Origin of the sequence: Photobacterium ganghwense, assembly GCF_017329545.1 — a bacterium.
Taxonomy (GTDB): Bacteria; Pseudomonadota; Gammaproteobacteria; order Enterobacterales; family Vibrionaceae; genus Photobacterium; species Photobacterium ganghwense.
Map to the genome: position 1 here is coordinate 695953 of NZ_CP071326.1, position 25576 is coordinate 721528.

Consider the following 25576-nt stretch of genomic DNA (forward strand, 5'->3'; position numbering starts at 1 on the left):
ATGTCTGTACTGGCTGTCTGTGCAGCGGCTCCGGCATTGGCGGTGGAAGGCGCAATGAATCTCACCCATTCAACGGTGGGGTATGCATCATTACTGATTTTTGCGCTGGCATACTTGCTGGTGATGGGGGAGGAATATCTCAAGCTCCGTAAGTCTAAACCCGTGCTACTGGCTGCGGGGGTGATGTGGCTGATGATTGGGTACGTCTATCAGGAACATGGTATGGGGGAGGTCGCCAAAGAAGCGCTTGAACACAACCTGCTGGAATATGCAGAACTTCTTCTCTTCCTGCTGGTGGCCATGACATACATCAATGCCATGGAAGAGCGGCGTTTATTTGATGCCCTGCAGGGATGGATGGTTAGCAAAGGATTCAATTTCCGTAGCCTGTTCTGGCTAACTGGGATGTTGGCTTTTGTGATTTCTCCCATTGCTGACAACCTAACTACTGCGTTGCTGATGTGTGCTGTGGTGATGAAGGTAGGTGGCAGTAACATCCGCTTCATTAACCTAGCGTGTATCAACATTGTGGTTGCGGCTAACGCCGGAGGGGCGTTTAGCCCATTCGGTGATATTACAACGCTGATGGTGTGGCAGGCGGGGTTGGTCGACTTCATGGGATTCCTGGATTTGTTTCTGCCGGCGTTGGTTAATTATCTGGTGCCCGCGACACTCATGTCGTTTTTCGTCCCTCAAACTCAGCCGAATACTGCAAGTGAATATGTGGAGATGAAACGCGGCGCACGTCGTATCGTATTGCTTTTCATTCTGACCATTGCCACAGCGGTTGGCTTCCATGGCTGGGTGCATTTCCCGCCAGTAATGGGGATGATGATGGGGCTTGCATACCTTCAGTTCTTTGGTTTCTACCTGCGTAAAACCTTGCACCGCTCTCTGGAAAGGAAAAAAGCCATTGCGATAGCCAACCATGATGAAGAAGCCCTGAGACGATTAGGTTCTGTAGTGCCGTTTGATGTGTTCAAACGAATCTCTCATGCTGAATGGGATACCCTGCTGTTTTTCTACGGTGTGGTGATGTGTGTGGGTGGGTTGAGCCTGCTCGGATATCTGGGACTGGTTTCTGAAGTGATGTACACCGAGTGGAATCCGGTCTGGGCAAACATTATGGTTGGCTTGTTGTCAGCGATCGTCGATAACATACCGGTGATGTTCGCTGTATTGTCAATGCAGCCCGATTTATCACTGGGGAACTGGTTGCTTGTTACGCTGACTGCCGGGGTGGGGGGAAGCCTGTTGTCCATCGGTTCTGCGGCGGGTGTAGCACTAATGGGTGCGGCGCACGGCAAGTATACCTTTTTTGGCCACCTGAAATGGACACCGGCGATCGCCTTGGGCTACGCGGCCAGTATTTTGTGTCACCTGTTGCTCAATAGTCGTTTGTTCTGAGTCTTGCCGCTTTGACAAGAAAACATTTTTCCGGTCATACAAAACCATAGAGGGGTCCATAGGGCGCTTTGATCAAAGACATCGAAGATCAAAAACGAAAAGGCACCTCAGGTGCCTTTTGTCGTTAATCTTCGCTCAGTTTGTTACTTGGTTTATTTGTCGCTGGCGTATCTTTGTGAGCAAAACTTTGTAAACGGACTTTGCAGGTGAAACCAGTGTTAGTCGGTTTGCAGATGCGGTGCAAGATTGCTGACTGTCGTTTTCAGTGCCGAAATAAACGTATCAATATCTGCGCGCGAAATATCCAGATGTGTGACCAGACGCATTGGTTGACCCGCACTGATCAGAATGCCTTGTTCTTTGAGTGTTGCCACAAGCTGATGTTGATCCAGCGAGGGGGCCACTTTGGCAAAAAGCATATTGGTCTGTATATGTTGGGTATTGACGGAAAATCCTGCCACCTGATTTAGTTGCTCTGCCAGATATCGGGCATTAGCATGATCATCAGCCAGACGCTCAATATGATCTGTTAACGCGATCTTTGCGGCAGCGGCGAGAATACCCGCCTGGCGCATCCCGCCACCCAGTACTTTACGCCAGCGGCGGGTACGCTGAATAAATGCGCTGTCACCCAGCACCAGTGAGCCAATCGGTGCGCCCAGCCCTTTAGACAGGCAGATGGTCATGGAGTCGAAGTACTGGCTGATGTCAGTAATATCGATGTTCAATGCAACAGCGGCGTTGTACACCCTCGCACCATCCAGATGAAGTTTGAGTTGGTGCTCATCAGCAAATGCCCGTGCCTGAGCGAGATAGCTCAACGGCAGAATTTTACCATTGATGGTATTTTCCAGACTTAATAACCGGGTGCGGGCAAAGTGCGGATCATTCGGCTTAATGGCTGCTGCCAGCTTGGTGAAACACAATGTCCCGTCTTTCTCATTCTCAATCGGCTGAGGTTGAATTGAGCCAAGAACGGCCGCGCCGCCCCCTTCGAACTTGTAGTTGTGCGCCTGCTGGCCGCATAGGTATTCGTCACCACGTTCACAATGAGCCATTAGTGATAAAAGGTTTGCCTGAGTACCAGAGCTGCAAAACAAAGCACTCTCGAATCCGTGGCGTTCGGCTGCCCATTGTTCCAGCTCATTGACGGTTGGGTCGTCCTGGTAAACATCGTCGCCAGCAGCGGCTGTAGACATTGCCTGGCGCATGGCTGGGGTAGGTTGTGTCACGGTGTCGGAACGGAAGTCAATCATTGCGTCATCCTTGCAGTGTTTTTTGCCAATATATCATAGCGACTGAAAATGTAACCGAATTCCATGCGCTATAAATTGTTAAGGTTGAGAAACCTTCAGGCTGTCAAGGTGATGAAACGTTATTTGTTCCGTGCTTGACGAAGGGCAAAAAACTTCCGGAATATTTGTGTTGATTTGATGAATCTTTATTTAACCCCTACCAGGTTGACTAAACTTACCATTGATCCTGTTGGGTAACTTTGAACACTTACCGGGATCATTCTTATGGCTGAGTTCAGATAGGAGGCTGGTGTATGTTGGCTGAGCATAGGCAATATCTATTGCCAGAGGGATGTGGTTTACATGCGAAAGTAACCGTAATCCCCACCGGAGAGCTGGAAGTCAATATATTAGAAGAAGATAATCACTATAAAGGTGAATTTGATGAGCTGTACTTCTATTCTGCTGGTAAAAAAACAGAATTAGTGTGCAAAGATCAGCTAAAGCCAGAGAATATTCGCTGGCACTTATGCTTAACCAGTGATGACGCTAGAGAGCTGGCTAAGCTAATTGAGTTGGCTGAAGAAGAATTCGAGATCTTGATGAGGGATCTCTAATCGCTCATTCCAACCCCAATTTTTGTATCTGATAGCCGTACCTTTAAAGCCCTGTGCATCAGTACAGGGCTTTTTTAGCTGCGACTCTGTCCAGCTGACAAATTGGATAGTTATGATGAAATGGGGAGGTTTAGATAGTTAGTCTCTTCTCTATTTTCTCTTTCTACCCTCTGCGAGTCGAAAGCCTGTCAGAAGCGCTTATTTCCCATTTGATATACGCTGCATACGTCATTACTGGCGTTCAACAACGTGATATTGGCTTTGTAGCCGGGCTCCAGTTTGCCGTACTCGTGATCGATACCAATGGCGCGCGCTGGATACAAACTGGCCATCCGTAAGGCTTCCTCGCGGGATATTCCTACATGCTGATTCAGGTTTTTTACACCTTCAATCATAGTGATGGCAGCGCCTGCGATAGTGCCATCTGCATAATGGCATTTCCCATCGGTCACGTACGCTTTGGTGCCAGCCATATCGTATTCCGTCATATCGGTTCCGGCGGGTGTTACCGCATCGGTTACCATAAAAAGCTTATCCTTGAGGATCTCATGTGCGATTCGAACGGAAGCAAAATCAGAATGTATGCCATCGACAATGATACCCGTGTAAGGTTTGCGATCGAAAATATAGCCCACAGCACCCGGTTCGCGGGAGCCCAACGGGCTCATGGCGTTGTATAAGTGCGTTGCTAATTCGAGGTGATCTTTCGTATTAAGCTCATGGTAGCTGGCATTGGTATGGCCGAGAGAAACCCGGATTCCGGCCTGATGCAGGATATCGATAACAGATTGCGGTGTATGTTCAGGAGCCAGGGTCACAACAGATATCTGGTCTTTGTGATCGGCGAGATAGAGCGCCGTCAGTTCATCTAAAGTGCGAATGTGGTTTTCGTTGTGCGCCCCTTTCTTTTCTTTGCTAATAAAGGGGCCCTCAAGATGCAATCCCAGCACACCCAGTGCCGATTTATTCTTGAGGCCGGCGACGACATCAATGGCGCGACACATGCTGTCATGCTGGCTGGTGATGAAAGTCGGTAAAAATTGTGTAGTGCCGGACAGCAGATTGGTCCTGTTCATCACTTCCAGTGTTTTTTCGCTGGTTTGTGTATTAAACAGTACGCCACCGCAGCCGTTGAGTTGCAGGTCGATAAATCCTGCTGTCGCAGTCAGCCCGTCACCGTTGTATTGTTGGCTCGGCAGGACAACCGATTCATTCATAGGCACAATATCGAGAATGATGTCGCCATCTACAATGATGGCCTGATTGGGCAAGATGGTGGAGCCATTAAAGACGTTAACATTTGTGATAGCGTACATGGGCGTTCCTACTGATTTATCAATGCGACAGCAATTAATACCGGTTTATCACCTACGCTGGCCTAACCGTTTTTATGGAGCGATTGTTTGGGCTGATGAGCCGACCAGTGCTATGTCCAGTGGTGTGTCTGCGTAGTGATTGTTATTTTTTGATAAAAAATAAGTTATTGCAATCATCCTTATTTGTCAACTGCTGTGCCCAAAACTGTGTCCTTCTCCCAGCAGAATACCAAGGTATATTTTGCAAAAGCTCTCTCAAAAGCTTTTCTGGTAAGGTTCTTGGTAAAGGGCTTACTGCTAATGATTGCCTGAGAAAGAGGACTCTATGGTTACTGTGAATTCAGGCCGGTCCAGTTTTCATGGAAGAAGTCAATCAGTGCCTGTGTTCGCTCCGGAAGGTGTTTGCGGCTGGGATACAGCATCATGACATCAGCCCCTTCAATCTGCCATTCGGGTAACACCTGTATTAATTCACCATTCTCCAGCGATGCTCGGACGTACCATTCGGGGAGTTTTGCCACGCCAAACCCTGAGATAGCCGCATGATGAATACAGTCTAGTTCGTCAGACTGAATCCGTCCGTTATGCTTAAGACTGACGCTATTTCCGTTCGGGTGAAGAAAATGCCAGCGTTGATCAGGGTTTGAGGTTAGCAGGAGATGGCGTGCCAACTCATTTGGGTGCGAGATCGCCGGATGAGTCGTCAGGTATTCCATGCTGGCGCAGAGAATTGCCGGGTTGTGGGCAATTTTCCGGGACACCCAGTCTGACGGAGGTTGCCGGCCAAAACGTAGGGCAATGTCGATATCTCCTCGCATAAAGTAGTCGGCTTGGTTACCCAATTGAAAACGCAACTGAATGTTTGGGTGGTGTTTGGCAAATTCCAGTGCAATTAAACCCAGAGGGTGTTGGGTTGGAATAATTGGTGCATTGATCACAATCAGCCCAGACAGCTGATCTTTTTCATCATCGATTTCTGCCACGCGTGCCTGCAGGTCGTCAAAGAGAGCGGCAAACTCTTTCACGAACAGCAGTCCGTCTTTGGTCAGCTGCATGTCTTTGGCATGGCGAACCAGCAGCTTGCGGCCACTGTCACTTTCAAGTTGTTGAATACGGCGACTGAGCGTACTGGTCGGAATGTTGATTTGACGGGCTGCGGCAGCAAAGCTTCCTGCTTTGACTACCCGGAGAAATAAAGCAAGATCATCAAGTTTCATACAGTGATCCCAAAAATGGAATTTTGACCTTCATTATATCCTGTTTTCGAAATTCACTTCATGAATTATCCTTGCCATGCCATTGAAGGAGAATGTATGTCGCCAAAAACCATCTTTGCCAGTGTCGCGCTGGTTATTGCGTTAGGATCTTTAGAAAAAAGTATCGTGACCACTCCGTTACCCATTATTGGTGACGAGCTGGGAGCCGGTCAGGCTTTGACCTGGGTTGTCACCGCTTACCTGCTTGCTGCCACGGCAGTCTTACCGGTATACGGTAAGCTGAGTGATATTTTTGGGCGGGTGAAAATGCTCAATGCCAGCATTGTCTTGTTTGTGCTGGGTTCGATTGCGTGTGCGTTGGCACAGGATTTGCCGACCCTGATAGCCGCCCGTGTCCTGCAAGGAATTGGCGGCGGTGGACTGATCGCTCTGGCGTTTACGGTGATTGCCGACTCTATCCCTGCACGCGAAGTGGGTAAATATCAGGGGTATATCTCTGCGGTTTACGCGGTGTCCAGCATTGCTGGACCATTGCTCGGCGGCTACTTTGCTGAACACCTGAGCTGGCGTTGGGTGTTCTGGATCAATATTCCACTCGGTGGACTGGCGCTATGGATGATTAATACCAACCTGAAGCATCTGAATCAGGGGCGAGAAAGTCAGTTCGATTGGTTGGGCGCCGGTCTGCTGATGATCGCAACAACTCTGCTATTGCTGTTACTGTCTCCGGAAGCGGCTATCAGTAAGGTATTCCTGGCATTTGCGCTGACAATCAATCTGATTGCTTTGGTGCTGGTGGAACGCAAGGTTTCTGATCCAATTCTGCCTGCGAGGCTGACCCGTCTGCCGGGTTATATGATCAGTGTCTCTCTTATTATGTGTTCGCAGCTGCTGATGTTTGCGGTGCTGGTGTATTTACCGCTGCAAATGCAGTGGCAGCAAGGGATGACGGCCTCAACAGCCGGTTTGATTATGGTGGTGTTTATGATGAGCATCACGGCCGGGGCGTATTTTGGCGGTAAACGTATTGCTAAAACCGGGGTGTATAAATCACTGGTTGTCCTTGGTTTTGCCATGGCCAGTGTGGCGCTGGGCTTGCTGTATTTCGGCATGCTGACGAAGGTTGCCCTGGCGCTGGGTGGCCTGGGACTGGGGTTGACCTTACCGGCATTGGGCGTTGTGGTACAGAACGTACTGCCGGCATCAGATCGTGGTATTGGATTGTCCATGTTCGGTTACAGCCGAGAATTGGGTGGTGCGATTGGCGTGGCGCTCTGCGGCGCGTTGTTCCACATGAAAGTACCGGTGCTTGTCGGTGAAGGCGCCGGACATGGGTTGTCACATTTTGATCCTCAGGTTCTGGGCGAAGGATTTACCCTGACTTATGCGGGAATGGCCGTAGTTTCCGTCATTGCGCTGCTAGCCACTATCGCTTGCCTGAAAGCGCAATCGCTGGCAGAACACGTCACTCATGATCAAACGCTTGAGTCCGGACATGAGCAAGGAAACCTGCCAGCCGGAAATCACAAACCCGATAGAAAAGACATCGCAGAAACTGAAGCAACAGGAGCGGCTGGTGATACAGGGAAAGGCAACGATGGCACGAAATAGTTGTGTTGGGTAACTTCTCAGGGTTCGTCTCGGGACTAGACGTTCGGAAGATGAAAGATAGGCTCTGAAACAGCGCCTTGAAACAATGATTCCGAATTATGACACCCGAAACTATGGCATGAAGTTTTAGAGCATTTTACTGGTAAAAAAACGTATTGGGTTCACGGCCAGCAGATAGCCGCAGAGGCCCGGATTTCATTAGCATTACGGCTAGGAGTGGGGCAGAATAACGCCCCGTGATTCACGAATACAGCAGGAGAATTAGGTGAAAGAGGTGCATCATGGCTTGGTTTGAATGGCCATTGATTCTGTCCAGTGTGTTAGCCGGTGTGGCTATTGGCGCATTTTTGATAAATGGAGCTGTTATCTTATCCGGCAAACTGTGTTTTGGTCAGTCTGATCGCTTACACCGTACGATGCCGGTATTGTGGCTGATGATTTTTCTGTCGATGTTTTTCAGAGAAACCACACTGATTCTTGCCGCGGCAGAAACGGCTTACCAGCCAAGTCTTGCCGCTATTCTGGTGTTTACGTTTTTTGCGCTGGCTCTGATTTATTGGTTTGCCGAAAAGGCACTTTGGGGCAGTGATAGATTGCGCCGTAGCCTGTTGGTTCTGGTCATGCTGGTGGGGGCGGGGATTTTTCTTCTGGCCTTCCAGGGACACGGATTTGTGATGCAGAATGATTCGCGACTGGCGGTGGGTTACTTTCTGGCCGTGGTCTTGTGTGGTGGCACGCTACTGGCTCACACCATGTTGATAAGAGCAGAGCACAAAGTCGAGCCTCTGAACCGGATATTGCCTTATGTCGGGCTGGCTATCGCGGTGGTTGGTTTGCTCGCCGCACTTCCGCAACTCACTATTCTTGCTGAGGAATTGGAGTTGATGGGTGAGGTGATGCCATTTGTCACCCAACTAATGAGTGTGGGATTACTTCTTGGCGCTCTGGGCGTCTGGTTTATGCCTGCCCTGACACGCAGTAAACCGGTTGCCGGAGTCATGACATTTGCGTTGGGGCTCAATGCGGTAGCGGCGTATTTAGTTGGGACTGGTATCTAGACAATGCTCATTCTATAAGCCACATCAAATAGCCTGGCTTACAGATAACAAATCTCAGAGAGAATAAAGCCGCGATAGTCGCGGCTTTGTCGTTCTAAGATTCTCAATATTTTCAGGGACTACTTGATGATGTTCAGAATCTGTTTGAATCGCTCTCCTTGGGCGACTTCTTGCAGCTCGAAGAGAACCATTTCGGTACAGGTGAGAACAGCACCAGCCTGCTGTAATTTGGTCAGGGCAAGCTTGCGGTTTTCACCGTTTCGGGACGAAACTGCGTCGCGCACGATTTCAACGTGGTAACCGGCATCAAGTAACTGGCGCACTGTCTGATAAACGCAAATGTGCGCTTCAATACCCATCACCAGAACATTTTTACAGCCTGTGTCTTTAAGGGCTTTAACAAACTGTTCGTCACGATAGCAACTGAAGCTGTTTTTCGCGATAGGTTGCAGCTCGTGCAGATGATCCGAAATCTGAGGAATGGTTGGCCCTAGTTTATCCGGCAGCTGTTCAACCCAGATGATCGGTAATTCCAGAATTTTGGCGCCTTTCACCATGGTTTCCAGGCTATGAAATAACGCATCCTTGTTGTCCATGATTTGCGCGAGCTTCCCCTGGACATCGACAATGACCAGAGCTGTATCGTTTACAGTAAGCATGGTTGTATCCTTTCAGTATTAGGGTAAGAGTCTCAGTAACATCTGTTTTCGTTATTGGTCACTGATAATCATAATACAAAAATCGATACTTCGAGATATCAGGCGCACTTAATATGTTTTATATCAGTGTGTTAATCCCTTAATTTGAAACCGGCATATTCAATGCCAGCCAGCCTTGCCATGTCGTGATGCCAGGTCGCCAGGTCTTCTTTATTGAATTGATTCAGGTGATGGTGGCCGCAGGCGCGTGCCATGACTTGCATCAGCTCCACTGAGGCTGTCAGAAAATTGGCAAGCTGGCGGGAGGCTTTGTCTGGATTGAGCTTTTGCCGCAGATCCGCTTTCTGAGTCGCAATACCGGCCGGGCAATTGTTAGTGTTGCAGATGCGTGCAGCCACGCACCCGATGGATTGCATCGCACTGTTGGCGATGGCGATACCATCAGCTCCCAGCGCCAGGGCTTTGATGAAATCAGCCGGGGTTCTCAATCCGCCGGTGATAATCAGGGTGACGCTGTCACTTGCACCTTGTTTGTCGAGGAAATAACGTGCTCTGGCAAGTGCCGGAATGGTCGGTACGCTGATGTGGTCTCTGAACAGCTGAGGCGCGGCACCGGTACCGCCACCGCGCCCATCCAGAATGATATAGTCAGCACCAGCCTCCAATGCAAAACCGATGTCACGCTCAATATGGTTCGCACTGAGTTTGAAGCCAATTGGGATACCCCCGGTAATTACCCTGACATTGTCCGCAAAGGCTGCAAAGTCCCGCGGTGTTCTCAAGTCTCTGAATGTCGGTGGGGAAATGGCGTCTGTTCCTTCTTCGAGGCAACGGGTTTTCGCAATTTTGCCGACATTCTTCGCTGCCGGCAGATGGCCACCCGTGCCGGTTTTGGCCCCTTGGCCTCCTTTAAAATGAAATGCTTGTACCTTTTTCAGTAAACCTTCGTGGTAGCCGAATTTCGCGCTGGCTAATTCGTAAAAATAACGGGAGTTGGCTTGTTGTTCTTCTGCCAGCATACCGCCTTCCCCCGAGCAGATACCGGTACCGGCCAGCTCAGCCCCCATTGCCAGGGAAATTTTGGCTTCTTCTGACAACGCGCCGAAGCTCATGTCTGACACCAGTATGGGAATATCCAGTACCAGCGGCTTTTTGGCTTTAGGGCCGATCACAAGCTCAGTCCCCACCTTGGCTTCTTCCTGCAAAGGTTTGGTCGCAAGTTGTGCTGTCATGATCTGAATATCATTCCAATCGGGTAAGTCATAACGGGGGACTCCCATCGCGGTAATCGGTCCGTGGTGTCCCATTTTACTCAGTCCCTCTCTCGCCAGTTGATGAATAAAGGCGACGGTGGGTTCTTCTTTGGTTGGCTGGGCAACGGGCATGTCTTCGCCTGCTGATGCCGAGGTGCTGAGGTTTTCTCTGCCCGGACCCTCTTTACCCACGTCTTCGGCATTAAAACGTTGATGGGTGCCGTCGCAGAATGGGGCGTGACCGGTGTGCTTACAGGCACAAAGGTACTCTTCGCCGTCTTTCTCTGCCTTAAAAGCCAGTGGTGTCAGACCTGTGCCCTTATGGGAACCATCGCAAAACGGTTGGTTTGCCGAACGTCCGCAAACACAGAAGTGATATTCTTTCCCTTTTTCCAGCTGTACTTTCACTGGACGGTTATTGGCAATCACAGGCTTAGACATAAGGATCTCCTTCCCGGTACGCAATCAGAAAAGCACGTCAATTTCAGATTTATACAGCTGTAAAGTATGGAAGAGGAAAACGAGGTTTGCTGTCGCATTCGCAGGCAGAGCAGGGCTGCTTTGCTATATTTTTCACTGAGATTGCATGTTTTACCGCCGCCTTTTAATGCTTTGTAACGCCCTGAGGCTTTACAGGAACATCATTTCACGAAACAATGCGACCGTTTATTTTTGGAAAAATACTGTAAAAGATTATGGCTGAGAAAAAAGCAAGTCCTCTTAATGATTTGATTTTCAATGTTATTGTGCCTTCAGTGGTACTGATGAAACTGAGTGGTGATGAATACCTGGGGTCAGTTGGTGCGCTGCTGGTTGCGCTTGCCTTCCCGGTGTTGTTCGGTGGCTACGAATTGATTAAATACAAGAAATTCAATTTCATTTCTCTGCTTGGTTTTGTGAGTGTGCTAATGACCGGCGGAATTGGCTTGCTGGAGTTGGATGCTAAATGGCTGGCAGTCAAAGAAGCACTGATTCCTGGTCTGATTGGTCTTGGGGTCTTTATCTCAACGTTCACTAAGTATCCGGTGGTTAGCAAAATGCTGATCAATGACACTGTACTGAATATGGCGTTGATTAACGAAAAGTTACAAGAATTCAATAAGAAAGCTGATTTTGACCGTAGCCTGGTTTTTGCCAATTATCTGTTTGCCGGCACGTTCGTATTTTCATCAGTGATGAACTATGTGTTGGCGAAAGTGATTGTAACCAGCCCGTCAGGATCTCAGGCGTTCAATGAAGAATTGGGGCGTTTGACGTTGGTCAGCTACCCAATGATTGCGATTCCTTCGATGGTGATGATGATGGGTATTTTCTACTACATGTGGCGTCAAATTCGTCAGATGACACAGCTGGAAACCGCTCAAATCCTTAAAACCGAGAAGTAAGCTCAAGCGGAACAGGACACACAGCAGTGATGTAAATGTAGTGGTATAGAGACAGAGCTCAGCCAATACATTGAGCATTTTTTGCAAAGCGCTATCGATAAGACAACAAAAAGCCCGCATTTGCGGGCTTTTTTTTTGGCTGAGGAATCATCAATTCCCTAACCAGGAGATGTGGCTTACTTAAATTCCGCTTTACGCATCCGGTTAAGCACTGCCATAACCTCAATTACGCGAGGTTTAGCAATATCACCGTAGTTAGGCATTGTACGGAACCAGTTGTCGTCTGCCAGCATGGTTTCAAACGCTTTGCTCGGGTTTTTCTCCCAGCCTTTGTTTTGTGCAATCTGGAACCACAGCCAGCCAACCGCATGCAACTGGCTGGAATCTGCGACTTGCTCAAGTGCCTGCAAATCAACGTACTCGCGGCCAAAGCGCAGGGACGATTTGTCTTTCACCTGAATACGGAACTTACCATCTTCAAGCAGGGCTTTCATCGCCACACGATTCAGCTGACGGGTACGCGGGCGTGTGATCTCGCTGCTGCCTTCAAGTTGACGACGGGTAGGATGCTCGGCAATCACGGCTTTGGCTTTTTCTGTGACATCCAGAGCTTGATAGTTGTGCATCTGAATCACGGTATCGGCAACGTCCAGGTAGTCGCCCGAACCGCCCATAACCAGCAGAACAGAAATACCTAGCTGATCACGCAGCAGAGAAATGCGATCGACCAGTGGAGTAATCGGTTCATCATTTTTCGCAATCAGGGCTTGCATGCGCTCGTCACGAATCATGAAGTTCGACGCAGAAGTATCTTCATCGATCAGCAGGGCATTGGCACCCGATTCAATGGATTCCTGCAGCCAGGCCGCCTGAGACGTTGAGCCGGAAGCATTCTGGGTCGAGAACATGCTGGTATCTTTACCCATAGGCAGATTACTGATGTATGGGGTTAGGTCAACCTGATGCACACAACGGCCGTCTTCTGCGCGGATCTTCGTAGCCGATTCATCCGTGACAATATATTCGCGGCCATCACCAGGAATATGGTCGTACACTGAGCTCTCAATCGCGTTCAGCAGCGTTGATTTACCGTGAAAACCGCCACCAACAATCATGGTAATGCCTTTTGGCACACCCATGCCCCGAATTTTACCACGGTGAGGGGCAACCAGCTCTACCGCCAGACTTTCCGGGCTGACAAACGGAATAGCATCAGGCATCGGCAGTTCACTGTTACCGGCCAGACGCGGCAGAATGCTGTCATCAGCAACGAAAGCCATCAGCCCTTTATCAGAAAGCTGTTTACGCAGCGCAACCTGATCTTCAACGGTTTCACAATGACGTTTCAGCGCTTCCATTGGCAGTTCTCGGGCAATGGTGGCGCGACGGATAATTTTCGGTAGTGTAAACGTCAGCAGATTGAGGGTTTTCTTTGCAATAATGGTGCGACCGTCAGATGGCAGATCAACGCGAAAACGCAGTTCAAGTGCATCATCGTCAAAGACAACGGCTGTGCGGTCAATAATGCACTGTCCCGGGCGATCAATCTGAATTTCGTTGATCTGTTGGGCCAGTTCTGCAAACTGACGGGCAATGAAATCACGGGCAGCCCGTTGGTAATCAGGAGACTGTTCTTTGAGCCATTCCAGATCGGTCAGCGACCATTTGCGGCGAGCGCGAACTCGTGAAGCCGGGGCATAGGGATCTGCCTGAGTAATATCGATGAAGAAATCGAAGTCAACGAAATGGTATTCTCCGCGTAGGCTGGAGTAGCTGCGGTAATTGTGACGGTCAATTTTATGTAGTTTTGCTTCGAGTAATTGCATGTCGACTCGATACCTTCGTTTTAAATTCCGGGGGCAGGATTCTACACCAAACCTTTTTGAGACGCATATAATCTTTAGGTTTTCAGTGCTTATTCTTTAAAACTGGCACTCAGGTGTCCTACCATCGTCTAATTGAAGCCCTTTTGATGGTGTCATTTAATGAAACAGACATTATCAAAGGAGTATGGTCATGTTACCTGTAGCGATGAGTGTAGCTGAATACCTGTTTGTTCTGACAGGTATTGGCATGTTAATGACCGGCATTGTGCAATATGGCCGCCGTACCAGTGACTGGGGCGGGATTGTGAAAATGTTTTATAAGCGCATTGGGATGACGGTCAGTGAGTACAAATGGTATCGCCTGGGTATCGGCGTACTGATGTTGGGTATCGTGATTCGGATTCTGAATTTGACCCTGTGGCCGATGTAAGCCTGCTTCATCGGTACAAGTGAGATGAAACAGGCTTGTTGCCGTTCTTGTCGCATTAGCTTCCGGTGATCATCGTTCAGGGTGATAACCACCGGAACTGTTGCGCCTGGTTACATCAGGTAAGTTTTATCAGGTCATTAGATGAGTTGCGAGTTACTTGTCGCCACTTATGTGCAACTAGTTACGTGGTTTCGGCAACTGAACCGTTGCCCGTAATCCGCCTAGCGGGCTTTTCTCCAGCCCGAGGCGACCCCGATAAGTATGGGTCAGTTCTGCAACAATACTGAGCCCCAGTCCGGTACCCGGTGTGGTTTCATCCAGCCTCACTCCGCGCTTCATGGCGTCCTGACAGGCTTGCGCATCAATACCGGGCCCATCATCGTCAATAACGATGGTCACCGTGTCTCTGTCGCTCTCAGTCGTTTTTGTGCCTGGGGTCGGAGGCAACTGGTGAACGCGAATCAGGCTGGTTGCCCATTTGTAGCTGTTTTCGATCAGGTTACCCAGAATTTCATCCAAATCCCGTTTCTCGACCGCTACCATTAAATCACTGTCCAGCTCATTAACCAGGATAAGATCTCTTTCTACATACACTTTATCCATCGCCATTGAAATGGCATCCACTCGCACAGACGGAGCGGTTTTGGCTGCGAGAATATTGGCTGCACCTGCCATACGGGCACGGCCCAGATGGTAATCAATGTGTTGCTGAAGTTGGGCCAGTGTTGGCTGCAAACGATCTTTTTCTTCTGGCGGCAGCTTTCCGACTTCATTGTGAAGCACGGCTATAGGGGTTTTCAGGGCATGAGACAAATTGCCGGCATGGTTTCTGGCGCGTTCCAGCACTTCCTGATAGTGGAAGAGCAGGGCATTCAAATCATCAACAACCGGGTGGATTTCCGCCGGGTATCGACCGCTGAGCTCTGAAGCTTCACCATCACGAACTTGTTTGAGCTTCTGCTGCAGACGACGCAGTGGCAGCAGCGACCAGCTGACCTGAAACCAGATCAAGATCAGAATCCCGATGACCATCACCGTCAGAATCATCCACAGCCCGTTAGTCAGCTGTTTCAGGGTGTGAAGTAACGGTTCCTGGTTCGCGGCAATGACTACATCTACCGGCTCCTCTTTTTCAGGCAAGAAGAACTGACGTTTTACGACCAGCAAAGACTGCTGATTAGGGCCGGTGTAGCCATTTTCTTCGTCACCTTGAATACGGGTATCCCATAGCGAGCGTGATCGTAATTCGAGCCCGTTGATGCTCAGGCTCCAGTAAAGGCCACTGTAAGGCTGCTGAAAACGAGGATTAGAAAGCCGTTTGGGCGCAATGACATTACGGGTGCTGTCGACATCCACCATCGCTGTCAGTTCATCCATGTAGAGATAGAGTTGCTCTTTCTCTTGGTCGACGAGATAGCTTTTGATGAAAGTCGGCACCACATAACTTGCCGCAGCAGTAATACCCAACAGCCATACCGCCGCTGCCAGCAGCAGTCGGCTGCGTAGACTCGGCAGAGGGCTGGATGCAGGATTAATCTGCATTGATTCGGTATCCGAGGCCCCGAACGGTTTTGATCACATCGCCGCCAATCTTACGTCGGATACGCCCGATAAAAACTTCAATGGTATTGGAGTCTCGGTCGAAATCCTGTTTGTAGATATGTTCAACCAGCTCGGTACGGGAAATCACTTTGTCAGCGTTGTGCATCATATACGACAGCACTTTAAATTCGAGGGCAGTCAGTGAAATATCTTCACCATTGTGAGTGACTTTGGAACTACGTGTATCGAGGCTTAAACCACCCACCTGAATCACCGGTGAGGCATTGCCGGTTGAACGTCGGAGCTGAGCACGTAAACGGGCGATAAGTTCAACCATTTGAAAGGGCTTGGTCAGATAATCATCGGCCCCGGCATTTAGCCCTTCCACTCGCTGGGTCAACTCGTTACGGGCACTCAGAATAATCACTGGACAGGAGACGTGTTCTTCACGAATGCCTTTTAACACGGTCAGACCGTCCAGTTTTGGCAACCCCAAATCGAGCACTATGGCATCCCATGGCTCTGATGTGGCACGGTATAACGCGTCAATCCCGTCACTGGATAATTCCGCAACCCAGCCACTTTGTTCAAGTCCGGCGACAATTTGATCCCCAAGGGCTAGTTCGTCTTCTACCACCAGTACTTTCATTCGGAATCCTTGATAATGTGTTCTAAACCACGGCCTTTTATTTCGGTTAGGGTGAGGGTTTTGGCTTCGTACTCGACTTTAACGACATTATTTTTCGGATCGAGTAGCTTGAGCTCATAAACCCAGACACCGTCGTCTTCTTCCAGCTCTACTTTGATGATTCTGCCATTGAGCTGATGTTTTACTTTGGCCTGAAGCTCGGAATAAGGACGAATTAAGCCCTGCTCAACGGCAAGCATGACATCCGTTTGGCGTTCATCAACTTCCAGCGGGACATCATCGACACTGAACGCGGCCGGACTGATGACAGAAAGTGATGCAGCCAGAATCAGTGAGTGTAATAAAAGGCGTTTACTATTCATGAGTTTGAGTGTAACGAAACCTTGATGAATCTGGAATGAATATCATCATGAAATTTAGTGGGTTTTGATTAAAAAAGTACTATTCACAAGTCGCATATAATATAGTGGTCACACTTAAAACCTCTTTTTTATTAACAATTTACAAACAATTAAGGGATGCGATGCAGTTATCATTAAAAGCAAAGCTTTTGCTGTCGAGCTTTGCCGCCATTTCTATTACGGCTGTCGCCCTTGGAAGCTTTTCGTACCTGTCGGCAAAAGATCAGGTCTGGCAGTCGATCAAAAGTGAAAGTAAACATACGGCTATAGCGGTGACCAAGGGGATTGATGATTGGCTTTATGGGAAGCAAGCTGCAGTTTCAGCTGTGGTTAAAGTTCTGGAACGACAGGACAATCCGGATGTTGTTGCCCACTTGAAGCAGTCGCTGGACTCCGGTGAATTCGGGCTAAGCTACTACGGCAGTCGTGAGGGGCAAATGTTCCGTCATGATCCGAGCCTGAACACGGCGGGTTATGACCCTCGTACGCGCGGTTGGTATAAGCAGGCGCAGTCTGCGGGCAAAGCCATCATCACTGCACCTTATATCAGCCACACAATGCAGACACTGGTCGTGACGCTGGCTGAGCCAGTCAATAAGCTTGGTCAGATGCAAGGGGTTGTCGGGGCAAACCTGGCATTGGGTAAGCTGACACAGGATGTCCTGAATATTCCGGTACCGGGCGACGGTTATGCCATGCTGTTAGATCTGAATAATCAGATTGTAGTGGCACACCCGAACGGTCAGTTGCAGCTAAAGCCGTTGTCTGAGCTGGGTTTGTCTGCAGGCATACTTCAAAATGCGATGCGAGAAGGTGGTTTCTTCTTCAGTAACTTTGATGGCCGAGAGCGAGCCGTTGCGGTGAACACGGTTGAGGCCTCTGGCTGGGCTCTGGTTTTGGTCATGGATAAAGCAGTACTGGAAGCGCCGCTGCAGCAAATGCTGATTGATGAAATTATCATTGGTTTGATTGTGATGCTGGGTGTAGGTGGTGTTGTCAGCTGGATGCTGACCCGTCAGTTACGCGAGCTGAACAATGTGTCGATGGCACTGGCAGATATTGCCAACGGTGAAGGGGATCTGACGGTACGCATTGATGTCAACAGCGAGGATGAAGTGGGCAAGCTGGCATCAAACTTTAATCAGTTTGTGGCACGTCAGCATGTGATGGCTTGTCAGCTGCGCGATATTACCAGTGAGCTGAACCGAAATGCGGCAGAAGCGGCCGCAGCGGCGACACAACGCAGCGAAAATATCCGTCAGCAGCAGGATGAAATCACCATGGTGGCGACGGCAGTGACGGAAATGGCCAGTGCAACGCAGGAAATTGCCGGCAATGCTGAGCACACCGCAAAGACGGCTGAACAGGCAGTGACCCTGGCGGGGGAAGGCCATCAGCAGGTCAGCCAAAGTCAGTCCTCTATTGGTAATCTGGCTAGCGAAGTAAACAGCGCCGTTGGCATTATTGAAGTGCTGAATGAGCATGCCCAGAAGATCAGCACGATTCTGTCGACTATCCGTGCTATTGCTGAGCAAACAAATCTACTGGCTTTGAATGCGGCCATTGAAGCTGCTCGTGCCGGTGAGCAAGGTCGTGGTTTTGCGGTTGTGGCTGACGAAGTGCGCGTATTATCCCAGCGTACTCATACCTCAACGGAAGAAATCCAGTCGATGATTGAGACCTTGCAGTCAACCACTCGTCAGGCGGTTACTGTTATGAGTGACAGCCATCAGTTGGCAGAAACCAGCGTACAGGATGTGGATGCCGCAGGTGTCAGCATCAGCAGCATCACGCGTGAAATAAACCTGATAAGTGATATGGCGACACAAATTGCGTCTGCTGCCGAAGAGCAGTCAAGTGTGACGGCTGAAATCAGCCGAAATACAGAAGGCGTGCAGGAAGTGGCTAACCAAATGGCTCAGGAAGCGCTGGAAGCCGCGAAACAGGCTGAGAACCTGAAAGCCCTGGCAGACCAGCTTGAGCTTGAGGTAAGACGCTACAAACTGTAGTTCGAGTCAAGCTGTAATTCGAGTATCTGTTTAATACATCAGAAAACGCCCTGTATGGAGTCATTCATGCAGGGCGTTTTTATTTTTGGCGCGTTTATTTTTCAGTTTGATCGGTGTTTATTACCTTGAACCCCGCGTATCTCCTGCGCTATAGATGAGAGACTATTAATACAGGGTTTTAGGTGTGGTTAAAAAACGGTGGTTAAAAAACTATGGTTAAAAAATTGTGGTTTAAAAATCTGCGCATTAACGACCAGGCTGAGTTAAATGTCCGGACTTTCACGAAGACGAATAAAACGGGCAAAGCGTGGGATGCCTCGGTCGGTATAGCCGTTAAATCTGAATTGAACAGTACTGCCTATGGGCGGTGGGTTAGCACGTTCAAGGTCAGAGAATCCACTTCCAATTTTGAATCGGATATTGTCTGAGGTTTGTACCCAGATTGCTCCCATCTTTCCCGCGTATTTTCCTTTACCCGGCTCGTATCCCACAATAATGGCTTCGCTGTCTTGGTGCGTCTTTAGCTTGATAAGTCCGTTACTGATACCATTCTGATAGGCGTTGTTTTTGTGATGAAGCATGACCCCTTCACCGCCGTTGGTATCAATACGCTTTAACAGCGTTTCAAGTTGCACATAGCGTTCAAGCCTGCGTTGCTCAATGACACGAATAAAGGGTTCATCAATGTGCTGCGATAAACTAGAAAGCGCCGCTAAACGGGTTTTGAAGGGGCCTGCGACAGAAGGTGCATCAAACAGCATAAAGTTGACAGCCTGCCATTGCTGAGCATTAGGAACTTTATCCCTGATAATGGTTGCCAGTGTCTGAAATTGGCCACGACCAATCCATAATTCACCTTCAATGATGGTCTGTCGGGGTAACGAACGGGTGAACCAGTCAGGGGCATAAATAGGGTTTCCCTGCCGCGTTTTCAGCTGAACGCCATCCCAAATCGCACGAATGCCATCCAGCTTTTCACTTACAAAATAATCATTGAGTGACAAGGATCCCTCGGTAACGGTGCCAGAGCTATCACTAGCGATAGGATGAGGTACTGCATTTTGGGCAGTGATAATTGCATGCAGTGTTTCAAGGCTGACAGGGCTTGATCGCATGACAGTAAGTGGGGATTGTAAAGGCTCTGGAGCAACTGAATCTGGATTGAGTTGCAAAGATTGGGATGAAACACAAACCCCGAAAGGGCTGATACTTAGGCCGATCAGTGCGGCCAGCATGGAAAGGCGAGAAGGCTGAATCACGGGTTGGCTCATAATGTTACCTGCGTTCATGGAAACGGGATCTTTACCCTAATACCTGTGGTATGTGATGAAGACAGGTTCTGGCCGCCTGATACACGTAATTTCGGGAGACCTATCACCAGTTATGCAATGGATGGAGCATTTACACTGAAATTGCGGGTAGACTGACGGCTCAAAAGCGGTGAGAAAGTTGCCTGTGCAGAGCCGCTTAAGTTAATAAACTGATTACTTAAATCAATTTACAGGCGACTGAAGTCCGGCAACAGGGAGAGTTGAGTCAATGGCTGAAGAATTGGCACAAATGGGGGCATCAAGTGTTAAGAAAATTCATTGGCAGGGGAATTGGGCGATTCAAAAGACAGACGCCTCACTGCTGGAAATGATCTTTTACCGCGATGTTGCACCTGAGTTGCAGCCTCTCGGCGTGCAAACACCGAACTTACTGGCATGTGATGTCAGTACCCGCCGGTTAGTAATTGAATATCTACCCACTAAAGTGCAATTAACGGAAGCATCACTCATACAGGCATTGGCTCACCTTGCAGCGTTACATGAGGTGAAAGGGATTATGAGTCGTCCACCCATGTATACCTGCACCTGGACGTTATCCGCCACTGAACAGGCACTTGATGCTCTCAGACTTGATCATCCCTCGGCACGGATTATGGCGGAATTACAAAGTCAGTCGGATTATTTGTTTGAACCGCTGCACTTTTTGTCCGGTGACAGCAATGAAGGAAATTGGGGCAGAAACATGGCAGGGCAACTCTGCCAGTTCGACTGGGAGCGATTTACTGTGGGGCATCCAGCCATAGATTTGGCACCAATGATTCCCGGCATGGGAAGCCGTGATAACTACGAAGCAATGGCAGACATGTACTTAGCCCATCGTCATTGTTCCTCGGGCACCGTCCCATCACGGTCTGAACTGATTCGTCATATTGCACTGGCAAAATCCTGGCTCATTGTTGAAGTCGTCAACATCCTAAAGCAAAGGAAGCATCCTGCTATCGGAAAATATCTCGACTGGTATCGCCAGGTCTTACCCGATTGGCTACAGCACTCCCATAAACTCTGCAACCTGAGTGTTCTGTGAAAGTGGAGCGTGTGTTGTGATCCAGGGACGTACGAAATATGAAGATGCCAGATGCCAGATGCCAGATGCCAGGTGCTAGACGACAGGTGGAATGAGCTATTTGCAGGTGCTTTGCGAATGCCAAATGCCTGATAATGACCCAGGAATGACATTGAGTGCATATTTTATAAGAAAAGCAGCAACATAAAGATGGCAGACGTCATTGGCACCCAGCCTTGAGTGAGATAAAATCCGCCATCTTTCTGTTCAATCACCACATTTTTCATACAACATTATAAAAATATGCAACAACAGCAGCTATTCTCATCCCGTTTAAGTGCTTTTCTGGCACGAAAAAACATCTCACTATCAGCGCATACTTATTTGATTCATGCCATGAGCTTTATGGCGTTGGGTTTGTTTTCGTCTCTGCTGATTGGCTCGATTCTTAATACTATTGGCATTAAGTTCGGTATTCCGTTGTTTACGGACACCCTATGGCCGCTGGCAAAACAAATGACAGGGCCGGCCATTGCCGTTGCTGTGGCTTATGCCCTGAAAGCACCGCCGTTGGTTCTGTTCTCTGTCACGACAGTTGGAGCCGCAGGTGCTGCAGTTGGCGGGCCGGTCGGTGCGTTTGTTGCCGCTTTGGTTGCGACGGAAACCGGTAAGCTGGTGGCAGGTGAAACCAAAGTGGATATCCTGGTCACACCGGCCGTGACAGTGATTTGTGGTGTGGCCGTTGGTGCCTGGATAGGCCCTTACATCGGTGCGCTCATGACTTCGTTAGGCGATTTGGTTATGTCAGCCACTCAGTTGCAGCCGCTATTGATGGGCATGGTGGTTGCGGTATTGATGGGGATGGCATTAACACTGCCAATCAGCAGTGCGGCGATTGCGATTATGTTAAGCCTTAACGGACTGGCTGCAGGGGCGGCAACCGTTGGTTGCTGTGCGCAGATGATTGGTTTTGCGGTGATGAGTTTTCGCGAAAACCGTTGGTCGGGTTTGGTCGCCCAGGGACTGGGGACTTCGATGCTGCAAATGCCCAATATCATCCGTAACCCTAAAATCTGGTATCCGACTATTCTGACCTCCGCTATCCTTGGGCCCATTTCGACCCTGGTGTTCTCAATGGAAAACACACCGCTCGGGGCGGGGATGGGGACATCCGGTTTGGTCGGACAGATTCAGTCATATATTGCTCTTGAGGCCGCTGGCTGGCAAAGCAGTGATATTTACCTGAGCATTATCTTACTGCATTTGGTGTTACCTGCCGTGCTGACGTTGTGTTTCTCAGAACTGATGCGCAAGAAAGGGTGGATTAAACCGGGGGATCTAGCGCTGGATGTTTCGGGCACTAAGTAAGCAATTGAACTATTCCCCTGTTTTTTCAGGATGTTTGATATTACTTTGACATTCGTGCTCACCTATACTGGTAACATAGAAAAAATTATTGTCTGGTGGTCTTGGTTACCGACAGAGCATGGATAAAAGTATGACATCTTGGAAAGTATCTTTAGTGGCTGGTTTAGTGTTAGGCGGAATCTTAGCCACTGCCGCTTTACAGCGTGAACCGGGTCCGAGTCAGGAAGCTTATGATGAACTGTTGCAAAAAAATGCCCAGTTGGTAAGTGAACAAGAGTCGATGACGGCGCGATTTGAGCAGTTTGAAACGGATAAAGCACTCGAGCTTGAAGCGATTAATACCTTGCTGCGACAAAAAGAAGAAGCGCTTGATGCGCAGAAAAGCAAATATGAGCAGGAAATCGCCCAGCTGAAGCAGCAACAGCAAACCATCAAAAAAACGGTGGTGGTAACCAAGAAGAAACTGGAAAATCAGGTTGTTGAACTGGCATCAACGGCTGAAAAACAGAAAAAGGTTTTGGATAACTCTAAAGCGCTTTATCAGCAACAGCTTTTATTGCAAAAGCAGGTTGCTCAGGCGGAAGTGGATGTCAGTACGGCAAAGCGTAAAGCGAAAGAGTTCAAGAAGGCTTGTGATGAATTTAAGTCCGGCACCAGTTGGAACTGGGTATCTCAGGCCGATTGTGACAAATATGAAGCCCGTCTAAAAGCTGTCGATGATGCGCAGGCGCAGCAAACTGCGTTAGAGCAGGAATTGGCAGAGCTTAATCAGAAGATTGATATTGAGATCCCAAAACCTTAATTGCCTTTAACCTCTGCTCACAACGAGCAGGCTGCGAGCCAGTTAACGAAGAACGCCAAAAAGACGAGGAAATCCCTCGTCTTTTTTTGTTAAACCTAAGGTGGCAGCAGAATAGTTTTTACGAGTAACAAGTGACATGTATGTCGATCTGGTCCTGAAGTCTATTTGTACCAGAGCCAGAAGCACTGATGAAAGGCAGCACGGAAATGGAATCCTGAACCCCAATTCAAAAGCCAATACCGAAACCAGAAACCAGAAATGAAAAAATTACTCATCGGTTTTAAACAAAGGAACCCGAAAAATGCCGAACGTATTTCATGCCATTCCCGGCGCATTACCCGAAGAATTGATGGAGGATTTGGTTTCGACGTCCCAAGTTAGGATTGAGCGGATTGTTTCGCGTGGCCATACGACACCGACAGATCAATGGTACGATCAGGATGAGCATGAATGGGTTATGGTGGTTAAAGGACAGGCCCGATTGCTGTTTCAAGAAGGGATGAAGGAAATCAGTCTGAATGAAGGGGATTACGTTAATATTCCCGCTCATGTCCGCCATCAGGTTTCATGGACCAAGCCAGATGAAGAGACCATCTGGCTTGCCATTTTTTACCATGATTAATGCACACACTGAGAAGTGACACTGCGTGTTTTAACTGTTGTACTTAAGCCAACAGTTGAGATCTTTCAGGAGCGAAGACAATCTCAAGCTAACGGATAAGACAATGTTTTTGCCAGTGCTTCCGGGTATTCGCGTTCTATAGCCAGCTCAATCGCCTTCGATTCCACTTCATGATGAGAAAGTGACGATGTCACCGGGAAGGCGTTTTTCTGACTCTCTGAACCGGACTTCAGCGTGATTAAACCATCACGTTGTAACTTTTCCAAAATACTGTCAGCGGCGGATAGTGCAGAAGACGCTTTTACAATTTCTGTTCTAGCGTAACGGTGCCCGTCAAAAGAAATATCGGCAGCCCGCAGAGTGGCATCATCACCGGGAATTTGCTGAGCACCGAACAGTGGTTTACCGCCAATCGTCGCGGACTCGTACGCCGGAACAAAACGGGCGATATGACTGATAGCTCGCTGCGAGCGCAGGTGAATATCTTCAGTTTGCCACCCGGTAGTCAGCTTACGGATGAAGCGTTCAGCCAGCTTTGGTTGGGCACTGTCCGGTGTGCTGGCAACCAGCCCTTCACGGAACAAGGTGATGTCTTCTGTCATTCCATGTAACTGGAAAAATCCATCAGGATAAGGAGTGAGCTGCGCCATGCCATCCGGAGTGCCGCGTTCACCATGGAAAATGACCTCCGGCCAAACGCCTTCACATTCCAGCCAACGGGTAACATAGGCGGCTTTGAATTCCACCAATCGCTGACGTTTCAGTTTGGCCAAATCATCAATAACACCGGTCTGGAAACCGCAGGCATTGACCAGATAATCCACTTGCGTGCTGAGACGTTGAGACTGCTGCGAAGCAGAATCGTACTGTTCAAACTCGATGCTCCAACGTAAATTGGCTTCCTGATTCACTTTTACCACGCGGCTACGCGTGTGTACCTGGCAGCTTGGTAACCGATCCAAAGCTAGGTTGGCTGTGGCGGCCAGACGGAACACACTCCATCCATATTCCTGTACCAGTACCATCGGGTATTTAAACTTATCCAGTTCCAGATGTTTGGCAACAGGAATCATCCAGTCATCAAGCCGTGTTGGCGTAACAGGGTTAGGCTGGCAGCGTAGTAGCTCCATAGCCGCACGATCGTACAGCTTGAAGTAATGTTCGGGATTACCCAGGACACGATTTCCGACATCTTCATTAACCAACTGGCGGTAAGCAGCCTGAAGCTGAGTCAGACGTGGCTGCAGGGCGTCTGGCTGACCGGCATCATGTTGCGGTATAGCGACCACTGTCGGGCGAATATTGGTGGTGTGCGGAAATACTTTGAGTGTCTCGATGGACTGTTTTAGCAGGGTAAGACACTGCTCGTCAGAAATCTCCCGATAGAGGTTCCCCCCTGCGTGCAAGTGGCAGATTGGCGGCCCATTGACCAGGCTGCTCCCTTCTTCAAACAGTTCTACCTCAATACCTAATTCGGCCAGACGTAGTGCGATGGTTGAACCTGCAATACCACCACCGATGATACCTACCGACAGCGGGCTGTGTTGAGGATCTGCAGCGAAGCCTTGATCTTTCATAAATGAGTAAGCCGTTTTCAAAAATAATCTGTTGAAACTGGGTCGATTCTACTGTGCAGGGGAGTTATTGAAAACCGAAAAACTTTAGGGACATTCGAATTCTCGCTCATGACACTGTCAGAAATTAAAGACAATGAGTGTTATTGATTAAAAAAGTTCAATATTGTGTCAAATTTATCCTATGTTATTGATGAGGTTTACGTTCGCAGTTAGCATGTATTTGCTTTTGGGTGATAGGGTGCACATAGGATGGCTGTA

21 protein-coding genes and 1 pseudogene are annotated in these 25576 nt (G+C 48.9%); 11 read left to right on the forward strand and 11 right to left on the reverse strand.

The window, feature by feature from the left end:
• Complete coding sequence (gene nhaD / locus FH974_RS19075; RefSeq protein ID WP_047884473.1) at positions 1 to 1407, forward strand: sodium:proton antiporter NhaD; 1407 nt, start codon at positions 1 to 3, stop codon at positions 1405 to 1407.
• A 218-nt stretch (positions 1408 to 1625) separates the two neighbouring features.
• Here nhaD and ltaE read toward each other — a convergent pair whose 3' ends face one another.
• Positions 1626 to 2663: a low-specificity L-threonine aldolase gene (gene ltaE / locus FH974_RS19080; RefSeq protein ID WP_207104078.1), complete on the reverse strand. Its 1038-nt coding sequence runs from the start codon at positions 2661 to 2663 to the stop codon at positions 1626 to 1628.
• A gap of 293 nt (positions 2664 to 2956) precedes the next feature.
• Between ltaE and FH974_RS19085 the strand changes: the two genes are divergently transcribed.
• The gene (locus FH974_RS19085; protein WP_047884471.1) at positions 2957 to 3259 is read left to right on the forward strand and encodes a hypothetical protein; all 303 of its coding nucleotides are present in this window, start codon (positions 2957 to 2959) and stop codon (positions 3257 to 3259) included.
• A 188-nt stretch (positions 3260 to 3447) separates the two neighbouring features.
• On the opposite strand, the gene nagA is transcribed toward FH974_RS19085, so the two are convergent.
• Together nagA and FH974_RS19095 are read right to left on the reverse strand one after the other, a co-directional pair.
• The gene (nagA, locus tag FH974_RS19090; protein ID WP_047884470.1) at positions 3448 to 4575 is read right to left on the reverse strand and encodes an N-acetylglucosamine-6-phosphate deacetylase; all 1128 of its coding nucleotides are present in this window, start codon (positions 4573 to 4575) and stop codon (positions 3448 to 3450) included.
• A 329-nt stretch (positions 4576 to 4904) separates the two neighbouring features.
• Complete coding sequence (locus FH974_RS19095; protein ID WP_047884469.1) at positions 4905 to 5792, reverse strand: LysR family transcriptional regulator; 888 nt, start codon at positions 5790 to 5792, stop codon at positions 4905 to 4907.
• Between the two features lie 51 nt (positions 5793 to 5843).
• On the opposite strand from FH974_RS19095, the pseudogene FH974_RS19100 reads away from it, so the two are divergent.
• A pseudogene (locus FH974_RS19100) lies at positions 5844 to 7256 on the forward strand (MDR family MFS transporter); the annotation flags it as partial.
• 428 nt (positions 7257 to 7684) lie between these two features.
• The gene (locus tag FH974_RS19105) at positions 7685 to 8461 is read left to right on the forward strand and encodes a DmsC/YnfH family molybdoenzyme membrane anchor subunit (protein WP_047884468.1); all 777 of its coding nucleotides are present in this window, start codon (positions 7685 to 7687) and stop codon (positions 8459 to 8461) included.
• A 119-nt stretch (positions 8462 to 8580) separates the two neighbouring features.
• Here FH974_RS19105 and FH974_RS19110 read toward each other — a convergent pair whose 3' ends face one another.
• Positions 8581 to 9120, reverse strand: a complete 540-nt coding sequence (locus FH974_RS19110; protein ID WP_047884467.1) for a hydrolase — start codon at positions 9118 to 9120, stop codon at positions 8581 to 8583.
• Positions 9121 to 9251: 131 nt separating this feature from the next.
• Complete coding sequence (locus tag FH974_RS19115) at positions 9252 to 10814, reverse strand: glutamate synthase-related protein (protein ID WP_207104079.1); 1563 nt, start codon at positions 10812 to 10814, stop codon at positions 9252 to 9254.
• A 254-nt stretch (positions 10815 to 11068) separates the two neighbouring features.
• Between FH974_RS19115 and FH974_RS19120 the strand changes: the two genes are divergently transcribed.
• Positions 11069 to 11758, forward strand: a complete 690-nt coding sequence (locus FH974_RS19120; RefSeq protein WP_047884465.1) for a VC0807 family protein — start codon at positions 11069 to 11071, stop codon at positions 11756 to 11758.
• Positions 11759 to 11934: 176 nt separating this feature from the next.
• Here the strand turns inward: FH974_RS19120 and FH974_RS19125 are convergent, their stop codons facing one another.
• Complete coding sequence (locus FH974_RS19125; RefSeq protein ID WP_047884464.1) at positions 11935 to 13584, reverse strand: ABC-ATPase domain-containing protein; 1650 nt, start codon at positions 13582 to 13584, stop codon at positions 11935 to 11937.
• A 190-nt stretch (positions 13585 to 13774) separates the two neighbouring features.
• On the opposite strand from FH974_RS19125, the gene FH974_RS19130 reads away from it, so the two are divergent.
• Entirely contained in the window at positions 13775 to 14014 is a 240-nt protein-coding gene (locus FH974_RS19130) for a hypothetical protein (protein ID WP_242551962.1), read from the forward strand.
• Between the two features lie 177 nt (positions 14015 to 14191).
• Here the strand turns inward: FH974_RS19130 and FH974_RS19135 are convergent, their stop codons facing one another.
• From FH974_RS19135 to FH974_RS19145, 3 genes are read right to left on the reverse strand one after another with little or no spacing between them, the layout of a single operon-like run.
• Complete coding sequence (locus FH974_RS19135) at positions 14192 to 15556, reverse strand: ATP-binding protein (RefSeq protein WP_047884462.1); 1365 nt, start codon at positions 15554 to 15556, stop codon at positions 14192 to 14194.
• The gene (locus FH974_RS19140) at positions 15546 to 16205 is read right to left on the reverse strand and encodes a response regulator transcription factor (RefSeq protein ID WP_047884461.1); all 660 of its coding nucleotides are present in this window, start codon (positions 16203 to 16205) and stop codon (positions 15546 to 15548) included. The genes FH974_RS19135 and FH974_RS19140 overlap by 11 nt, the downstream gene beginning before the upstream one ends.
• Positions 16202 to 16567 (reverse strand): PepSY domain-containing protein, encoded by a 366-nt coding sequence (locus FH974_RS19145; RefSeq protein ID WP_047884460.1) that lies wholly within the window; start codon positions 16565 to 16567, stop codon positions 16202 to 16204. Before FH974_RS19145 ends, FH974_RS19140 begins: the two co-directional genes overlap by 4 nt.
• Before the next feature lie 161 nt (positions 16568 to 16728).
• Between FH974_RS19145 and FH974_RS19150 the strand changes: the two genes are divergently transcribed.
• The gene (locus FH974_RS19150) at positions 16729 to 18615 is read left to right on the forward strand and encodes a methyl-accepting chemotaxis protein (RefSeq protein WP_047884459.1); all 1887 of its coding nucleotides are present in this window, start codon (positions 16729 to 16731) and stop codon (positions 18613 to 18615) included.
• A 263-nt stretch (positions 18616 to 18878) separates the two neighbouring features.
• Here FH974_RS19150 and FH974_RS19155 read toward each other — a convergent pair whose 3' ends face one another.
• Entirely contained in the window at positions 18879 to 19886 is a 1008-nt protein-coding gene (locus tag FH974_RS19155; protein ID WP_169776016.1) for a DNA ligase, read from the reverse strand.
• Between the two features lie 268 nt (positions 19887 to 20154).
• Here FH974_RS19155 and FH974_RS19160 point away from each other — a divergent pair, with 268 nt between their 5' ends.
• The 4 genes from FH974_RS19160 (at position 20155) to FH974_RS19175 (ending at position 23741) form a co-directional block, all read left to right on the forward strand.
• A complete protein-coding gene (locus FH974_RS19160; protein ID WP_053061766.1) occupies positions 20155 to 20970 on the forward strand; it encodes a phosphotransferase family protein in 816 nt (271 codons plus the stop codon).
• Positions 20971 to 21345: 375 nt separating this feature from the next.
• Positions 21346 to 22317 carry a PTS sugar transporter subunit IIC gene (locus tag FH974_RS19165; protein ID WP_242551963.1) on the forward strand — a complete coding sequence of 324 codons (972 nt, stop codon included), beginning with the start codon at positions 21346 to 21348 and terminating at the stop codon, positions 22315 to 22317.
• Between the two features lie 130 nt (positions 22318 to 22447).
• Positions 22448 to 23119 (forward strand): chromosome segregation ATPase, encoded by a 672-nt coding sequence (locus FH974_RS19170; protein WP_242551964.1) that lies wholly within the window; start codon positions 22448 to 22450, stop codon positions 23117 to 23119.
• A 301-nt stretch (positions 23120 to 23420) separates the two neighbouring features.
• Entirely contained in the window at positions 23421 to 23741 is a 321-nt protein-coding gene (locus tag FH974_RS19175; RefSeq protein WP_047884456.1) for a cupin domain-containing protein, read from the forward strand.
• Positions 23742 to 23824: 83 nt separating this feature from the next.
• On the opposite strand, the gene FH974_RS19180 is transcribed toward FH974_RS19175, so the two are convergent.
• Positions 23825 to 25318 (reverse strand): FAD-dependent oxidoreductase, encoded by a 1494-nt coding sequence (locus FH974_RS19180; RefSeq protein WP_047884455.1) that lies wholly within the window; start codon positions 25316 to 25318, stop codon positions 23825 to 23827.
• Positions 25319 to 25576 lie beyond the last annotated feature (258 nt).

What these genes read in the sequence shown, in the direction of transcription:
- FH974_RS19150 (WP_047884459.1), top strand. Translation starts at nt 16,729, where the DNA reads ATGCAGTTATCATTAAAAGCAAAGCTTTTGCTGTCGAGCTTTGCCGCC.
- FH974_RS19135 (WP_047884462.1), bottom strand. Translation starts at nt 15,556, where the DNA reads ATGCAGATTAATCCTGCATCCAGCCCTCTGCCGAGTCTACGCAGCCGA.
- ltaE (WP_207104078.1), bottom strand. Translation starts at nt 2,663, where the DNA reads ATGATTGACTTCCGTTCCGACACCGTGACACAACCTACCCCAGCCATG.
- FH974_RS19175 (WP_047884456.1), top strand. Translation starts at nt 23,421, where the DNA reads ATGCCGAACGTATTTCATGCCATTCCCGGCGCATTACCCGAAGAATTG.
- FH974_RS19145 (WP_047884460.1), bottom strand. Translation starts at nt 16,567, where the DNA reads ATGAATAGTAAACGCCTTTTATTACACTCACTGATTCTGGCTGCATCA.
- FH974_RS19095 (WP_047884469.1), bottom strand. Translation starts at nt 5,792, where the DNA reads ATGAAACTTGATGATCTTGCTTTATTTCTCCGGGTAGTCAAAGCAGGA.
- FH974_RS19165 (WP_242551963.1), top strand. Translation starts at nt 21,346, where the DNA reads ATGAGCTTTATGGCGTTGGGTTTGTTTTCGTCTCTGCTGATTGGCTCG.
- FH974_RS19170 (WP_242551964.1), top strand. Translation starts at nt 22,448, where the DNA reads ATGACATCTTGGAAAGTATCTTTAGTGGCTGGTTTAGTGTTAGGCGGA.
- FH974_RS19180 (WP_047884455.1), bottom strand. Translation starts at nt 25,318, where the DNA reads ATGAAAGATCAAGGCTTCGCTGCAGATCCTCAACACAGCCCGCTGTCG.
- FH974_RS19115 (WP_207104079.1), bottom strand. Translation starts at nt 10,814, where the DNA reads ATGTCTAAGCCTGTGATTGCCAATAACCGTCCAGTGAAAGTACAGCTG.
- FH974_RS19140 (WP_047884461.1), bottom strand. Translation starts at nt 16,205, where the DNA reads ATGAAAGTACTGGTGGTAGAAGACGAACTAGCCCTTGGGGATCAAATT.
- FH974_RS19130 (WP_242551962.1), top strand. Translation starts at nt 13,775, where the DNA reads ATGTTACCTGTAGCGATGAGTGTAGCTGAATACCTGTTTGTTCTGACA.
- FH974_RS19155 (WP_169776016.1), bottom strand. Translation starts at nt 19,886, where the DNA reads ATGAGCCAACCCGTGATTCAGCCTTCTCGCCTTTCCATGCTGGCCGCA.
- nagA (WP_047884470.1), bottom strand. Translation starts at nt 4,575, where the DNA reads ATGTACGCTATCACAAATGTTAACGTCTTTAATGGCTCCACCATCTTG.
- nhaD (WP_047884473.1), top strand. Translation starts at nt 1, where the DNA reads ATGTCTGTACTGGCTGTCTGTGCAGCGGCTCCGGCATTGGCGGTGGAA.
- FH974_RS19160 (WP_053061766.1), top strand. Translation starts at nt 20,155, where the DNA reads ATGGCTGAAGAATTGGCACAAATGGGGGCATCAAGTGTTAAGAAAATT.
- FH974_RS19120 (WP_047884465.1), top strand. Translation starts at nt 11,069, where the DNA reads ATGGCTGAGAAAAAAGCAAGTCCTCTTAATGATTTGATTTTCAATGTT.
- FH974_RS19125 (WP_047884464.1), bottom strand. Translation starts at nt 13,584, where the DNA reads ATGCAATTACTCGAAGCAAAACTACATAAAATTGACCGTCACAATTAC.
- FH974_RS19085 (WP_047884471.1), top strand. Translation starts at nt 2,957, where the DNA reads ATGTTGGCTGAGCATAGGCAATATCTATTGCCAGAGGGATGTGGTTTA.
- FH974_RS19110 (WP_047884467.1), bottom strand. Translation starts at nt 9,120, where the DNA reads ATGCTTACTGTAAACGATACAGCTCTGGTCATTGTCGATGTCCAGGGG.
- FH974_RS19105 (WP_047884468.1), top strand. Translation starts at nt 7,685, where the DNA reads ATGGCTTGGTTTGAATGGCCATTGATTCTGTCCAGTGTGTTAGCCGGT.